Origin of the sequence: Acutalibacter sp. 1XD8-36 (assembly GCF_009917525.1) — a bacterium.
In the GTDB taxonomy this organism is placed as follows: domain Bacteria; phylum Bacillota; class Clostridia; order Oscillospirales; family Acutalibacteraceae; genus Acutalibacter.
In genome coordinates this window covers 61,925-76,814 of sequence record NZ_QZDU01000009.1, presented here as the reverse complement: position 1 = coordinate 76,814, position 14,890 = coordinate 61,925, and the positions used below count along the sequence as shown (strand labels likewise).

Annotated in this window: 13 protein-coding genes; 4 read left to right on the top strand and 9 right to left on the bottom strand. The window is 59.1% G+C overall.

Going from position 1 to position 14,890, the window contains the following annotated elements:
- Positions 1 to 19: 19 nt before the first annotated feature.
- The 7 genes from larE to D5270_RS13155 form a co-directional block, all read right to left on the bottom strand.
- On the bottom strand, positions 20 to 763 hold the full coding sequence (larE, locus tag D5270_RS13185; protein WP_166544542.1) for an ATP-dependent sacrificial sulfur transferase LarE: 744 nt from the start codon (positions 761 to 763) through the stop codon (positions 20 to 22).
- Between the two features lie 11 nt (positions 764 to 774).
- Complete coding sequence (locus D5270_RS13180) at positions 775 to 1,263, bottom strand: NUDIX domain-containing protein (protein WP_166544541.1); 489 nt, start codon at positions 1,261 to 1,263, stop codon at positions 775 to 777.
- Positions 1,260 to 2,654, bottom strand: coding sequence for an NADPH-dependent glutamate synthase (gene gltA / locus D5270_RS13175; RefSeq protein WP_166544540.1), 1,395 nt, complete (start codon positions 2,652 to 2,654; stop codon positions 1,260 to 1,262). Before gltA ends, D5270_RS13180 begins: the two co-directional genes overlap by 4 nt.
- On the bottom strand, positions 2,647 to 3,507 hold the full coding sequence (locus D5270_RS13170) for a sulfide/dihydroorotate dehydrogenase-like FAD/NAD-binding protein (RefSeq protein WP_166544539.1): 861 nt from the start codon (positions 3,505 to 3,507) through the stop codon (positions 2,647 to 2,649). Before D5270_RS13170 ends, gltA begins: the two co-directional genes overlap by 8 nt.
- Before the next feature lie 107 nt (positions 3,508 to 3,614).
- Complete coding sequence (sigE, locus tag D5270_RS13165; RefSeq protein ID WP_166544538.1) at positions 3,615 to 4,322, bottom strand: RNA polymerase sporulation sigma factor SigE; 708 nt, start codon at positions 4,320 to 4,322, stop codon at positions 3,615 to 3,617.
- A 19-nt stretch (positions 4,323 to 4,341) separates the two neighbouring features.
- A complete protein-coding gene (locus D5270_RS13160; protein WP_166544537.1) occupies positions 4,342 to 5,133 on the bottom strand; it encodes a sigma-E processing peptidase SpoIIGA in 792 nt (263 codons plus the stop codon).
- Between the two features lie 209 nt (positions 5,134 to 5,342).
- On the bottom strand, positions 5,343 to 8,069 hold the full coding sequence (locus D5270_RS13155; RefSeq protein ID WP_166544536.1) for an alpha-L-rhamnosidase: 2,727 nt from the start codon (positions 8,067 to 8,069) through the stop codon (positions 5,343 to 5,345).
- A 99-nt stretch (positions 8,070 to 8,168) separates the two neighbouring features.
- On the opposite strand from D5270_RS13155, the gene D5270_RS13150 reads away from it, so the two are divergent.
- From D5270_RS13150 to D5270_RS13135, 4 genes are all read left to right on the top strand, one after another.
- Positions 8,169 to 8,531, top strand: coding sequence for an MmcQ/YjbR family DNA-binding protein (locus D5270_RS13150; protein WP_161474432.1), 363 nt, complete (start codon positions 8,169 to 8,171; stop codon positions 8,529 to 8,531).
- Positions 8,532 to 8,663: 132 nt separating this feature from the next.
- Entirely contained in the window at positions 8,664 to 9,758 is a 1,095-nt protein-coding gene (gene ychF, locus D5270_RS13145; protein ID WP_166544535.1) for a redox-regulated ATPase YchF, read from the top strand.
- A 34-nt stretch (positions 9,759 to 9,792) separates the two neighbouring features.
- Entirely contained in the window at positions 9,793 to 10,998 is a 1,206-nt protein-coding gene (locus D5270_RS13140; RefSeq protein WP_166544534.1) for a GNAT family N-acetyltransferase, read from the top strand.
- A 70-nt stretch (positions 10,999 to 11,068) separates the two neighbouring features.
- Positions 11,069 to 11,986: an alpha/beta hydrolase gene (locus D5270_RS13135; RefSeq protein ID WP_166544533.1), complete on the top strand. Its 918-nt coding sequence runs from the start codon at positions 11,069 to 11,071 to the stop codon at positions 11,984 to 11,986.
- Between the two features lie 99 nt (positions 11,987 to 12,085).
- On the opposite strand, the gene D5270_RS13130 is transcribed toward D5270_RS13135, so the two are convergent.
- Together D5270_RS13130 and secF are read right to left on the bottom strand one after the other, a co-directional pair.
- Positions 12,086 to 12,319, bottom strand: a complete 234-nt coding sequence (locus D5270_RS13130; protein ID WP_166544532.1) for a DUF378 domain-containing protein — start codon at positions 12,317 to 12,319, stop codon at positions 12,086 to 12,088.
- Positions 12,320 to 12,514: 195 nt separating this feature from the next.
- Positions 12,515 to 14,860 carry a protein translocase subunit SecF gene (gene secF, locus D5270_RS13125; RefSeq protein WP_166544531.1) on the bottom strand — a complete coding sequence of 782 codons (2,346 nt, stop codon included), beginning with the start codon at positions 14,858 to 14,860 and terminating at the stop codon, positions 12,515 to 12,517.
- Between the last annotated feature and the right edge of the window lie 30 nt (positions 14,861 to 14,890).

Sequence of the window (14,890 nt, the reverse complement as noted above, 5' to 3'; positions counted from 1 at the left end):
CCTGCCCGTCAAGTAAATCTTATCTTTCCCTTAGGTCCAGCATAACCGCCGGGAACAGCCCCTCAAGCCCGGCCAGTATCTCCCGCCGCCTCTCTACCGCTCGGGCAAGCTGGCCCTCCGGCACCTGCAGCCTGGCCCCGCCGCCGAAGACCCTCACGCGAAAATCCGTAAAGCCCAGGGAGAAAAGGCAGTCCTCGGCCTGCTCTATCCTCTCCAGCAGCCCCGCCTCCAGCGGCTCGCCGCCGGGCACCCTGGTGGCAAGGCAGGCATAGGCAGGCTTGTCCCAGGTGAACAGCCCCGCGGCCCTGGACCGCTCCCGGACCTCCTCCTTGCTTATGCCGCACTCCCGGAGGGGGGAGCGCACCGAAAGCTCGCCCAGGGCCCGCATTCCCGGCCTGTCCCCCGCGTCGTCGGAGGCGTTCGTGCCGTCTATGAGCACCGGGAAGCCCTCGGAGAGGGCCCTCTCCCGGAGGGCCCCGAAGATGGCCCGCTTGCAGTGGTAGCAGCGGTCAGGGGGATTTTCCCGGACCTTGGGGCTGCCGAGCACATCCAGCGGTATCACCGCCAGCTCCACCGAGAGCTCCTCACAGAGCCGCCTGGCGTCCCTGAGCTCAAATTCCGGCTGGAACTGCGAGTTTACATAGTAGGGCCTCACCTGGGCCCCGTTATTCACGGCCTCCCACAGCAGGTACGCCGAGTCCGCCCCGCCGGAAAAGCCCAGGGCCACCCGGGGATTCTCCCTGAAAAATTCCTGTAACGTCATAGTCTCCTCCCCTATACCAGCCCGTTTTCCATAAGCGCCTCCAGCACCATTACCTCCCGCTCCAGCCAGGGCTGTGCCTCCAGGTCAAGGGCCCTGTTTGCGGCAAGGGCCTTTCCGGGGCTCACCCATACCGGCGTAAAATCCTCCTCGGCCTCGTAGCCCTCCAGCTTCAGCGGCGCAGCGCTCTCGCCTACACGGCAGAGGAAATAGTGGGAGTCCATCTCAAGTATACCGGCGGTCTGCCCCTTCCGGCGCTCCCGGGCCACGGCGACCTGCTTCGGCTCCCCTATGAGCTCCCGCCCGGTCTCCTCCAAAAGCTCCCGCCGCAGGGCGGACTCCAGGCTCTCCCCGGGCTCTACTCCGCCGCCGGGGAATTTGTAGTCCCCCCGGCAGGTATGTATCATCAAAAGCCCGCCCTGCCCCAGGATGACGCCCCTGGCGGCAGTGCGCCTGTATACGCTGCCAAAAAGCCCGGGCTTTTCAAGGGCCAGCTCAATCATGCTTCCTCCCCGCTTAGCTGCCGGTGGATGGCCTTAGCCGCGGCCTTGCCCGCGCCCATGGCTAAAATCACCGTAGCCGCGCCTGTCACCGCGTCACCTCCGGCGTACACACCGGGCCTGCTGGTGAGGCCTGTCTCCTCGTTGACTATAATGCCCCCCCAGCTCTGGGTCTCAAGGCCCTCTGTGGTGGACTTTATCAGGGGGTTGGGGCTGGTGCCGATTGCCATTATAACGCAGTCCACGTCCAGCACAAACTCGCTTCCTGCCTTCTCCACAGGCCTTCTGCGGCCCGAGGCGTCCGGCTCGCCCAGCTCCATCTCAAGGCACTCCATGCCCCGGACACTGCCGGTCCCGTCCCCCAGAATCTCCTTAGGATTATTGAGCAGCCTGAAGACAATGCCCTCCTCCTTAGCGTGCTCCACCTCCTCGGCCCGGGCGGGCAGCTCCGCCTCAGAGCGCCGGTACACAATGTACACCTCCTCGGCCCCCAGGCGTTTCGCGCAGCGGGCGGCGTCCATAGCCACGTTGCCGCCGCCTACCACAGCCACCCTCTTTCCCCGCTGGATAGGCGTGTCCGAGCCGGGAAGGTAGGCCTTCATCAGGTTTACCCTGGTTAAAAACTCGTTTGCCGAGTACACCCCTTTAAGGTTCTCCCCGGGTATGTTCATAAATCTCGGCAGGCCTGCCCCCGAGCCGATGAACACCGCCTCAAAACCCTCCCCAAAGAGCTCGTCTATGGAGAGGGACCGGCCTATGACCATGTTTGTCTCAATCCTCACGCCCATGGCTTTCAGGCCCTCTATCTCCTTCTGCACGATAGCCTTAGGCAGGCGGAACTCCGGTATGCCGTATACAAGCACGCCTCCGGGGGTATGCAGGGCCTCGAAAACCGTCACCTCATAGCCAAGGCGCGCCAGGTCCCCGGCGCAGGTGAGCCCCGAGGGGCCCGAGCCTATCACCGCTATTTTATGGCCGTTGCTCCCGGGCCTTATAGGGGCCTCTGAAACGTGCTCATTGTGCCAGTCGGCGGCAAACCGCTCCAGCCTGCCGATACCCACCGGCTCCCCCTTTATCCCTCTTACACAGTATTTTTCACACTGGCTCTCCTGGGGGCAGACCCGCCCGCAGACCGCGGGCAGGGCGCTGCTCTTGGCGATAACCTGATAGGCCCCCTCAAAGTCCCCCTCAGCCATCTTAGCAATAAACTCCGGTATCATGATGTTCACCGGGCACCCGCCCACGCATGGCTTATTCTTGCAGTTCAGGCAGCGCCTGGCCTCGTCTATGGCCTGCTCCTCAGTGTACCCCAGGGCGACCTCCTCAAAGTTCCTGCTGCGCACCTGCGGCTCCTGGGAGGGCATTTCATTCTTCTTTAACGACATATTAGGCATGGTTTTCTACCCCCTTGAACAGATTGCACGTCTCCTCATGGGCGTGGCGCTCAAAGTCCCTGTACATGGAGCCCCTGGCCATGGCCTCGTCAAAGTCCACCTCAAAGCCGTCGAAGTCCGGGCCGTCAACACAGGCGAACTTTGTCACCCGCCTGCCGTCCCTTATAAGGCTGAGCCTGCACCCGCCGCACATGCCCGTGCCGTCTATCATAATGGGGTTCATGCTGACGGTGGTGGGTATGTCAAACTCCTTTGTGAGCTTACACACAAACTTCATCATGACAAGGGGCCCTATGGCTATCACCCGGTCATATTTCTCACCGCTCTCAATAAGCCCCCTCAAGGCGTCGGTCACAAGGCCCTTTTCACCGAAGGAGCCGTCGTCGCTCATCCTGCAGAGCCTGCTGCTCACAGCTTCAAACTCCCTCTCCAGTATCACCAGCTCCCGGCTCCTGAAGCCCACTATGGAGTGCACCTCGCACCCCTGCTCATAAAGCTTCTTTGCAACCGGATAGGCTATGGCACAGCCTACCCCGCCGCCCACCACCGCCGCCTTCTTCAGGCCCTCGGTATGGGTTGGCACGCCCAGGGGGCCCACAAAGTCCTGGATATAATCCCCCTCCTGCCTGTGGTTCAGCTTCTCGGTGGTGGCCCCCACTATCTGGAAGATAATGCTGACCGTGCCCCTCTCTCTGTCAAAGTCCGCTATAGTCAGGGGTATGCGCTCCCCCCCGGCGTCCACCCTCAGGATGATGAACTGCCCGGGCTGGGCCTTCCCCGCCACTGCCGGGGCCTCTACCTCCATCAGGGTGACCGTGGGGTTAAGCTCCCGCTTTTTTACTATCTTATACAAGTCTATCACAACCCTTATGCAAATTTGCCTGTTCTATTATACCATTTCTGCGGCAAAATGCAAGTTAAACCTCGCCCTCCGGCAAAATATACCTTCCGGGGGCGTTCCTATCCCGCCTTCTCCAGGTCCTTTCTGAGCCTTCCTATTATCCTTTTTTCAAGGCGGGAGATATAGGACTGGGATATGCCCAGCTGGTCCGCCACCTCCTTTTGGGTGTGCTCCTTCCCGGCCCCAAGGCCGAATCTCAGCTGCATGATGGTCTTCTCCCTGGGGGAGAGCCTGCTCACAGCCGAGAGAAGCATATCCCGCTCGGCCTCCAGCTCTATGTCCTCTGTGACCGCGTCCGGGTCGCTGCCCAGAAGGTCCGAGAGCAGGAGCTCGTTGCCGTCCCAGTCCACATTCAGCGGGTCGTCGATGGACACCTCGTTCCTCAGCTGTGAGCTCTTCCTCAGGTGCATTAGTATCTCGTTTTCAATGCACCTTGAGGCATATGTGGCGAGCTTTATATTCTTCTCGGGCCTAAAGGTGTTCACCGCCTTTATCAGCCCGATGGTCCCTATGGAGATAAGGTCCTCCACCCCCGCCCCGGGGCTCTCGAACTTCCTTGCTATGTACACCACCAGGCGCAGGTTATGGGTGATAAGGGGCTCCCTTGCCCCGGGCACATCGTTTTTAATATCCTCCATCACCTTCTGCTCCTGCTCCTTTGTGAGAGGGGGCGGCAGGGTGTCCGGGCCGTTTATATAGTGGCAGGGCTCCGGGCCCAGAAGCTTTACTATGGCATTTTTAACGCGTGAGATTAGCTGTATAAGCATGGGTATTACCTCCTTGGGATTATTGGAACATGTCAGGGTTGTACAGGGCGGCGTACTGCCCGGAGGAGAGCTTTAAATCCGTCAGGGCTATGTAGCAGCTGAGTTTTGCATTGCCGGGGCCCGTTACGCTGTCGGGCCTGAAGGCATACAGCAGGCCCTCCCCCCCAAGGCTTCCGAAGGGGACAAGGCGCATGGGCCCGCCTTCCTCAGGGGCCAGCCCCGAGAGGGCCCCCCGCTCCGAGACTATCACCGGCAGGCCGGAGAAGGGCTCCCTAAGCTCGCAGCCTGTGTCGGCCTTGGCCCAGAGCTCCCTTGACTCCCCCCTGTTTGTCACGGTGAGCCGCACCAGGGGCGCGGACTGTCCGGCGGGCAGGAGCTTTTCAGCCAGCTTAAATACTGTATAGGCCCCGCAGGTGGTGAAGAACAGCACAGGCAGCGACAAGTCGAAGTACACAGCACTGCCCACCACAGCCATATGCCCTGCAGGCACAAACTGCAGCACGAACAGTACCGCCCCCGCCAGCAGGAATGAGGCTCCCCACAGGCTTAGCCAGCACCTGAGCATAAGCTTCCTCCCCAGGGGCGCGAAGGCTGCAAGGGCCGTCAGCAGCGCTGAGGCCCCCGACGCCACTGGCCCGGCCCACCCCGGCAGGGGCAGCAGCCCCACTAGCGACAGCGCCCCTCCCGCCAGGGCCCCCAGCACCAGCCTGTACCCCGGGGGCGAGAGGCGCAGGAAGCCCTTCACCAGGCTCAGCAGGATATAGTCTACATAGAGATTGACTATCACCAGCACATCGGCGTAGACGGTCATGGGCTCACCTCCCGGACATATTATAGCGCCCCGGGGAGTGCTGAATCTGTCGGAAACGGGACAGGTGTTATATTTATAAAATATATTTATGCTTGATAATATTATCTTGTAAAAGATATTAAAAAGAAAAGCAGGTGCGGGCAGGACCATCCTATAGGCCTCACCCGCACTTGCTTTTATATAATATTAAATATAATTATTTATTCCCCTCAAAACTCATAGCTCCCTGCTCCAACCTTCTCCCTGCGCCCGTCCGGCAGGATGATATCGGCAGTACAGTCAAAGGGAACAGTCACATGGTAGCTCAGCTTATCACCGTCATACCGCCAGCAGACCCTGTAGAGCCCGGAGGCCGTGTCCAGCTCCATGTCCACGCTGCGCACCCTCGGGTCCGGCATGGGGCGAATCGTGGCCCTCTTATAGCCGGGACCATCCTCGCCGGGGCAGAGCCCCGCCATGTTCCTGTACATCCAGTCCACGATGGAGCCGTAGGCGTAGTGGTTCAGGCTGTTCATGCCTGTGCCGCTTATGGTGCCGTCGGGCAGCAGGGAGTTCCAGCGCTCCCAAACCGTGGTCGCCCCCAGCTTCACCTCATAGAGCCAGCTGGGATAGTCGTCGTTGAGCAGGAGGGTGTAGGCGATATCATTTGCCCCGCTGTCGGAGAGCGCCCTGCACAAAAAGGGCGTGCCGCAGAAGCCGGTGTCCAGGTGCCAGTTTTTGGCCTCGAGCCTTGCCTTCAGCTGGCCCAGCACCGCCTCTTTCTTGCCCTCGGGGTAAATGCCGAAGAACAGGCTCAGCACGCAGGCGGTCTGGGTGCCCTCGATTTTAAAGCTGCCGTCCGGGTTAAAATATTCCGCCGTCACCGCCGCCCTTATCTTCTCGGAGAGGGCCCTGTACTCCTCCTCGTCCTCAGTATAGCCCAGCGCCCCCGCGGCCCTCATGGTGAGTTCGGCGGAATAGCAGTAGAAGCAGCTTGCCGTATACTGTAAATCGGTGGCCCCGAAGGGGTTCTCCGAGTCTTTGGGGTCGGGCTTGTCGAGAGCAAGCCAGTCACCCAGCTGGTGTCCTCTAAGCCAAAGGCCCCTGCCGCCGTCGGCCATGTCGTCCTTCCTTATGCGCTCCACCCAGGTCTTCATCACCGGGTACTCGGCTAGCAGCAGGTTCAGGTCGCCGTAGTTCTCATACACCGCCCAGGGCATCATGGTGGCAACGTCGCTCCAGATAGCCACGCCGTTTTTGTTGCCGTGCTCAAAGCTGAAGTTCTCCGTTATCACCTTTACAGCAAAGTCCATGCGCTCGCTCTCCGGCAGGGCGTCCACGGCGGCCCGAAGCTCCGGGTACTTGTCTATGGCGGCCTCAAAGGCGGCCATATCCCCCTCGGGGATGGACATAAAGTCCCCGGGGTCCAGGTCTATGCCGGTAGAGCCGGGCTTGGCCTTTTTTGGGGCCGGCACATAGAAGGGCACGGCCCCGCCGTGGTACTCCTGCTCCATGCGCACGTTCTCTATGAAGTGGTGGAAGAAGGCGGGCATATAGATGTTTTTGCAGGCGGTGGAGCTGATTATAGCCGCGTCCCCTGTCCAGCCCAGGCGCTCGTCCCGCTGGGGGCAGTCTGTGGGCAGGTCCAGGAAGTTGTCAAACTGGCCCCACAGGGCGTTGTGGAACAGCTGGTTTACCCTTGGGTTATCCGTCCTGATACTGCCGGTCTGCTCAATGTCCGAGCGGATATGGCAGGCGGTGAAGTCCCCGGGGCGCACCCTCTCAACCCCCTCCACCTTCACATACCTGAAGCCGTAGAAGGTGAAGTGGGGCCGCACCCGGCGCTTTTCACCGTCGGAGGTGTAGATATACTCTGCCTTTGCCGTGCGCAGGTTGTCCCTGTAGAAGCAGCCGTCCTGCATGACCTCGCCGTAGCTGAGCTTCACAACAGCCCCCTTTGGGGCCTCTGTGTTAAACTCCACCCAGCCGGTCATATTCTGGCCGAAATCCAGAACCGTCTCGCCCTTTTTGGTATGTATAATCTCCACAGGGGCGAACTCCTGCTTCTTTACAATCTTCGGCCCCCGCCTTGGGACCAGGGGGGTCTTCTCCTCCACTATAACTGTCCCGAGGGCCTCTGCCTTGCACCCGGGCTCGCTCCACCCCGGAACCGTCAGGTTTGCGTCGAAGTGCTCGCCGTCGTAGATATTGCTGAAGGTGACAGGGGATTTATAGGCCCTGAAGCTGTCGTCCGTGCCGAACACCTCCTCGGAGCCGTCCTCATATGTGACCCGCAGCTCACAGATGGCGTGCATGGTGTCGCCGTACAGGTCGTGGTAGCGGTCGAATATCATGTCCCCCTTATACCAGCCCGGGCCCAGGGCCAGGCCCAGGGTGTTCTCCCCCTCCCGGAGCAGGTACGTCACGTCGAAGGTCTGGTACTCCAACGCAAAGTCATAGCAGTGGTAGCCCGGCAGAAGGTACTCGTCCCCGGCCTTCTGTCCGTTTATCCACAGCTCGTATATCCCAAGGCCGCAGGCGTAGGCCCGGGCGCTCTTTACCCTGCCCGAGAGCCTGATGTCCTTGGCCAGCAGGGCCTGGCGCTCCTTATCCTCAAGGCCTGCCGCTATCCAGCTTGCCTGAAAGGGCTCGTCCTGCTTGCCGGTCTCAAAGTACGAGCCCGCGGTGGCTGTGTCCCCGCCATCCCCCCAGACGGTAACTGTCCAGTCATACCTTTTCCTTGGCAGAAGCTCTACCGGGGCCTCGAAGCCCAGGGAGGAGATACCCTCCTGCCTGCCGCTGTCGAAGACGGTCTCCCCCTCAAGGCTCAGCTTTACCTGGGCGGCGGCCTGCTTTTTGTCCGGGGTATCATAGGCAGTCCAGGTGAATACCGGGCGGGCCATGGCAAGGCCCAGGGGCGTTTTTACATGGTTTGTGCGAAGATGGGACAGTTTCATTTAAGTTACCTTCTTTCATATGTAATACTGCCGCTACCGCCTTGACAGCCCCCGCTGTTTCCTGATATAATCATACAAAAACTATTGGGAGTGTGCTGTATGCGGTATGGATGGATAGACGAATACCTGCTGGGAAAGCCCGGGGTTACCAAGGACCTGCAGGAGAGCTGGAACTGGGTGCGCTATAATATCGGCGGGAAGATGTTCGCCGCCGTCTGCCTGGACGAGAACGATAAGCCCTATTATATCAACCTGAAGCTGGAGCCCATGGAGGGCGAGAGCTACCGCCAGCAGTATGAGGACGTAATACCCGGGTACTACTCCAATAAGGTCCACTGGAACTCCGTAAACCCCGACGGGGCCGTGCCCGACGACGTGCTCAAAAGTATGCTGGACAAGTCCTACGGGCTGGTGCTGGGGGGACTGCCCAAGTATAAGCAGCGGGAGATACTGGGGGAGTGAAGGCTTTCCCGGCCTATATAGCTTACCATGGTTTTGTGAGAAAAGCTAGGGGTATCTGTGCATTACCCATATGTTTTATAGATAATTTTTATATATTGGGGATTTTAAAAATATAAGGAGCCGTGAGTATAAATGAAATTAGGTATCGTAGGCCTACCGAACGTGGGCAAGAGCACACTGTTCAACGCCATTACAAACGCCGGGGCCCAGTCCGCAAACTATCCCTTCTGCACCATCGAGCCCAACGTGGGCATGGTCGCCGTCCCCGACAAGCGCCTGGATAAGCTTAACGAGATGTATCAGCCCAATAAGTTCACCCCCGCCACCATAGAGTTTGTGGACATAGCCGGGCTTGTGCGGGGGGCCTCAAAGGGAGAGGGCCTTGGGAACAAGTTCCTCTCCAATATCCGGGAGGTTGACGCGGTGGTGCATGTGGTGCGCTGCTTTGAAGACGGGGACATAGTCCACGTGGAGGGGAGTATAGACCCTCTCCGGGACATAGAGACCATCGACCTTGAGCTGATACTCTCCGATATAGAGGTGCTGGACCGGCGCATTGACAAGACCAGGAAGCTTCTCAAGGCCGACAAGAAGTACCAGGCTGAGCTCGACTTCTTCCTGCGGGTGCGGGAGGCCCTGGAGGGCGGGCAGTCCGCCCGGAGCGTTGAGTGCGACAGTGAGGAGGCCGAGCTGCTGGGCTCTGTATCGCTGCTCACGAATAAGCCCATAATCTTCGCGGCCAATCTCAGCGAGGAGGACTTTAAAAATGGCGTGGAGCAAAACCCCTTCTTCAGCGCCGTCCAGTCCGCCGCCGAGCGGGAGCACGCGGCTGTGCTGCCCATCTGCGCCCAGATAGAGGCGGAGATATCCGGCCTTGAGCCCGAGGAGAAGGAGCTTTTCCTCTCGGATATGGGCCTTTCAGAGTCCGGCCTGGACCGGCTGATAACCGCCTGCTACTCCCTTTTGGGGCTGATTTCCTTCCTCACCGCGGGCAAGGACGAGTGCCGGGCCTGGACCATCACAAAGGGCACAAAGGCTCCCCAGGCGGCGGGGAAGATTCACACCGACTTTGAGCGTGGCTTTATCCGTGCCGAGGTAATAGGCTTCGAGGAGCTGATGGAGTGCGGCAGCATGGCAGCCGCCAAGGAAAAGGGTCTTGTGCGTTCAGAGGGCAAGGAGTATGTTATGGGGGACGGGGATATCGTGCTGTTCCGCTTTAATGTGTAAATTTCTGTAAATAATACCGCAAAGGAGACATAATATGTTTGCAAGGAAATTAAATCCTGCCGAATACTGGCAGGCCCGCCGTGCCATGGCTGTGGCCTTTGAGGGGGTCTTCGAGCAGGAGAAGGAGCTGGAGAAATCCGCGTCCGATAAGGAGGACCCCAAGGAGGACCTGTACGGGGCGTCCATAACCCCGGAGGGGCCCCTGGCGGCCTCCATCGTCATAAACAATAAGCAGGTGCGCTTTGACGGCCATATACTGAAAATGGGCGGCGTGGGCGGGGTCGCCACCCTGCCTGCCCAGCGCCGGGGCGGGGCTATACGGGCCTGCATGGAGCTGGCCCTGCGGGAGATGTATGATAAGGGCTATGCCCTCTCTCACCTGTACCCCTTCAGCACCTCCTATTACCGGCAGTTTGGCTTTGCCCCCGCCTCCCAGTGGCTGCGCTGGAAGGTGAAGCTCCCCGACCTGAAGCGCCTGCCAAAGTTTGGGGGCTCTGTGGCCCAGCTCTTCCCCGGGGACGACTTATCGCCATTGTCCCGCCTATATAACAAAGTTTTTGAGGACACAAACTTCTCCTGCCTACGGGAGGTGTTCGACAAGGACCTGGAGGGTGATAAGCCCCTGGCCTCAAAGCGCTGGATATTCCTCTGGCAGGATGACATGGGCGAGGCCGGGGCCTTTATGGTGTGCAGCCGGGTGGGCAGCAGCCTTATCTGCTACCCCAACTTCGGCCTGCCCAACGCCCTGCTGTTTACAGACGCAAGGGGCCTTATAGGTCTTTTGAGCTTTGTGTACAGCTCCTTCATTGCCAACTTTGAGTCCATAGAGTTCTCTGTGCCCGGGCATATGGACCTGACGGCGCTGCTGCCGGAGCTCTCCTCCATGGAGTACATCCCGGTGCTCAACGGCATGGCAAGGGCGGTAAATGCGGAGACCCTCTTAAAGCTCTGCAAATGCAGGGGAGAGGGTGAACTGGTAATAAGGGTCACCGACGGCATTCTGCCCGAGAATAACGACACCTTTGCCCTTAGCTTTGCCCCGGGCAGGGACAACAGGGTGGAGCGCACCTCCTCGGCCCCCCAAATCACCATGGACGCCGGGGACCTTGCGGTCCTTCTCGGGGGCGCCAGGGAATCCCGCAGCATTGAGCTGAGCCCCGGTATAGCCCTGTCTGATTCGGGCGCTCCCCTGGAGCAGGTGTTCTACCGCAAGCCCTGCCAGGTCCTTGATTTATTCTAAATCGACTTATTCTAAGTTTATTATAAGCCCACTTAATCTAAATAAACTCATTCCAAAGGAGGGTCTAAATATGGAAATAAAGGAATGGTTTCGCCCTGCTTCCAGCGGCTGGGGACAGATTTTCTCCCGAAGCTGGGTTGAGGAGAGCTCCCGGCCCAGGGCGGTCATAGTCATAGCCCACGGCATGGCTGAGCATAGCGGGCGCTACAGTCATTTCGCCCGGTTCCTGGCTGAAAAGGGCTTTGCGGTCTATATGAACGACCATGCGGGCCACGGACGGTCGGCCCAGATAAAGGGGCACTTCGCTGATAATGACGGCTGGGAGTGTGTTGTAAAGGACCTCTGCGCCCTGATGGACCAGGCCGTTGAGCGGCACCCCGGCCTGCCGGTCTTCATGCTGGGCCACAGCATGGGCTCCTTCCTCACCCGCTCCTTTATCACCCGCTACGGCCAGCGCCTTGCCGGGTGTATTATCTGCGGCACCATGGGCAAAAATCCCGGGGTGCCCTTGGGCAAGGCCATCGCCTCAGCCCAGATAAAGCTCCTGGGCCCCCGCTCCACCGGCCGCCGTATCAGCAGGCTCTCCAGCGCCGGGTATAATAAGCGGATTGAAAACCCTGTGAACAGTTCGGCCTGGCTGTCTAGGGACGACGAGGTGTGCAGGGTCTTCGAGGCCGACCCCCTGAGCAATTTCCCCTTTACCGCCGCGGGCTACCGTGATTTGTTTATCGGCCTTGGTGAGATTAGCTCCCCCGACTGGGCCCGGAAGGTGCCTAAAGAGCTGCCTGTTTTCCTTATTGCCGGGAACCAGGACCCTGTGGGGAGCTACGGAGCCGGGCCGCGGCAGGTTGCCGACTGGCTCCAGGCCGCCGGGGTGCATAGTGTGCAGCTGAAGCTCTATCCCGGTATGAGGCATGAGGTGCTCAATGAGATTGGCAGGGAAGAGGTTTACGGAGATGTGCTTGAGTGGCTGGAGGGCAGGTTATGACAGAGAGCTCTGCCCTTTCCCTCCCCTGGGACGGCTGAGAACCGCTGCCCCGGAGCTCCTGGATTTTATGTAAGGCCAGCTTTTATGCCGGCCTTTTTGTTACCGTGCGCTATGGGCCACGCTCATGTCCTTCTCGTCGTCCCAGTCTCTGAACAGCAGCGCGATACACCAAAGGGCAGAGATTCCGACCACCGTATAGATGATTCTGGAAATAACCGACTCAGGCCCGCCGCATATCCAGGCCACCAGGTCAAACCGGAACACACCCACCAGGCCCCAGTTCACGCCGCCGATAACCGTCAGCGCCAGGGCTATCCTGTCGATAATGTTCATGCTTCCCTCCTCCTTTCATAAGCCGGAATTATAGTCATAGCAAACGCACTTAAAAGCCGGTAAATGCCGGTTTTTAAACCGCGTTGACTATTTCAGGCTCTGTCATATTTTTCGCCCCCGCCGAAGGATTTATACAGCAAAAAGCCGCCGGAGCTTTTGACTCCGGCGGCAATTTTTGTTATGGATTTTTTTGCTTTACCTGCTCTCAGCCTTGCGCACCTGCCAGGCGGCAAAGAGGTTGGGGGCAATGAACTGTGAGGAGAAGCACCCGGCTACAACGCCCACCATCATCGGCAGTGAGAAGGACACCACCGTGCTGATGGAGAAGATGCCCGCCACCGCCAGCACCACCACCAGCGCAAGGAAGGTGGTAAGGGAGGTGAGCACCGTGCGGCCCAGGGTCTGGTTCAGGCTCAGGTTCATTGTGTTCACAAACTCGGCGCGGGGCCCAAGCTTGCGCTTATTCTCACGCACCCGGTCGTAGATAACAATTGTGCTGTTCAGCGAATAGCCCAGCAGCGTCAGCACCACCGCGATAAAGATATCGTTGATGGGCATACCGAATATCACGAACACACAGAATGCGATGATTACGTCGTGGAGCAGCGCCACTATAGCGGTAAGGCCTGCGGACAGGCCGCCAATCTTCTTAAAGCGCAGGGCGATATACACCAGCAGCAGTATTGCGGTCAGCACAAAGCATACCATACACTTCTGGAAGAACTTGGCGCCCATTGTGGCGTCAACAGAGTTGGACTCCAGCAGGGTGAAGGTAGCCTCGTCGAAGGCGCTGCTGAGGACCTCGGCAACCTGGGACTGCTGGTCGGGGGTCAGGCTCTTGTTCCCGGCGAAGGAGACGGTCACACTGTCCTGGCCTGAGGTTATATCCTTATTGATAGACACGGAGCTGTCAAGGCCCATCTCGCCGGAGATAGTGCTGGCAATGGACTCGCTGTCATATCCCGTGCCCTCAACGGTATAGCGTATCATAGCGCCGCCGGCAAACTGGATATCCAGCTTCGGGCCCATTACAAGACTTGCGATAAGCCCTACCACAATGACAACTGCGGAGATGGTGTAATAGGTCTTGCGGCTGCTGAAGAACTTAAAGCTCCTTGTCCTGGCCTCCCGGCCTTCCCTGGAAGCGCCGAATAGCCAGTGGTTCCTAAAGGGCTTGAAGGCGGCAAGGGACAGGGTCATGAGCCTGGTTGCAAACACGCCCATGATGAAGTTGGCAATAATGCCCACCAGCAGCGTGAAGCCGAAGGAGAAGATGGAGCCTGTGGTGGACTGCCCGAATATCATTGAGAGGATATTGCTGGGGCCGAAGACCATCATCAGCATAATAGCAACTATGGCAGTGGTGATATTGCCGTCGAAGATGGCCCAGAAGCTGCTCTGGAAGCCGTTCTTTAGGGCACCGTCCAGGGTCTTGCCGTTGTTCAGCTCCTCGCGCACGCGGCTGGCGGTGATAACATTCGCGTCAACGCCGATACCGATGGAGAGGATAAGGCCGGCAATACCGGGCAGGGTCATTGTAAAGGAATTCATATTGGGGAAGAAGCCGGACACTGCCGCAAAGCATATGCCCATCTGCCCCGCCAGGCTGATAACGGCCACAACGCCTGGGAGCCTGAAGCACACTATCATCAGCACGGCTATCACAATAAAGGCTATAACCCCCGCCATGAGCATGGCTGAAAGCGCCTGGCTGCCAAGGGTTGGGGCCAGGGAGTTGAAGTTTGAGGTCTCCAGCGCAAAGGGCAGCGCGCCCGCCTGTATCTGGGCGGCCAGGGTGGTGGCCTCCTCGCTGGTGAAGGTGCCGGAGATAACTGCGTTGCCGTCGGTTATCTGGGACTGGACATTGGGATAGGAAATCATCACATCGTCCATCCAGATGGATATGACCGACCCTATCAGCCTTCCGGTGGCCTCGGAGAACTTCTCCTTGCCCTCCTCGCTCAGCTCCAGCTGGACCACGTACTGGGCCGCGCCGGTCTCCTGGTCCTGCTGCACGCCGGGCTGGGCGGTGACAACGTCCGCGCCCTCAAGTATGATGGTATCGGCTGTAGTGCCCTTGGGGGTCTTGTAAATCTCCCTGCCGCCCTCGCCATACTCCATGGTCTCGTACTCCATGCCCTCTCTGAACGTGAGCATGGCGGTTGCGGACAGCTCGTTTATTGCCTTCTCCGGGTCAAAATCCGCCTCGTCCGACTTCCAGGGGAAACGCACGATTATGCGGTTATTAGCCTCGTCGGTATACAGCTCATAGTCCGTAATATTCTGTGATACCATTCTGGTCTCGATTATCTGCTTGGCACTCTCCAGCTCGCTGCTGGTGGCGGTTATCCCCCCCGCAGGGCTGAAGGTGGCCTCCACGCCGCCGCGTATGTCAATGCCCCAGCGTATATCCCCCGCCCCTTTCAGGTAGGTGACCTTGAAGTCGCCGTTCTGGCCGTACACACCGAAAAGGGATGTGTACACCAGGGCAGCTATCAGGACCAGGACCACAAAGAATACCGGTTTTTTTACTCGCCTCATGTTTGTTTTCCTCCAGTAGCCCGCCCCTGC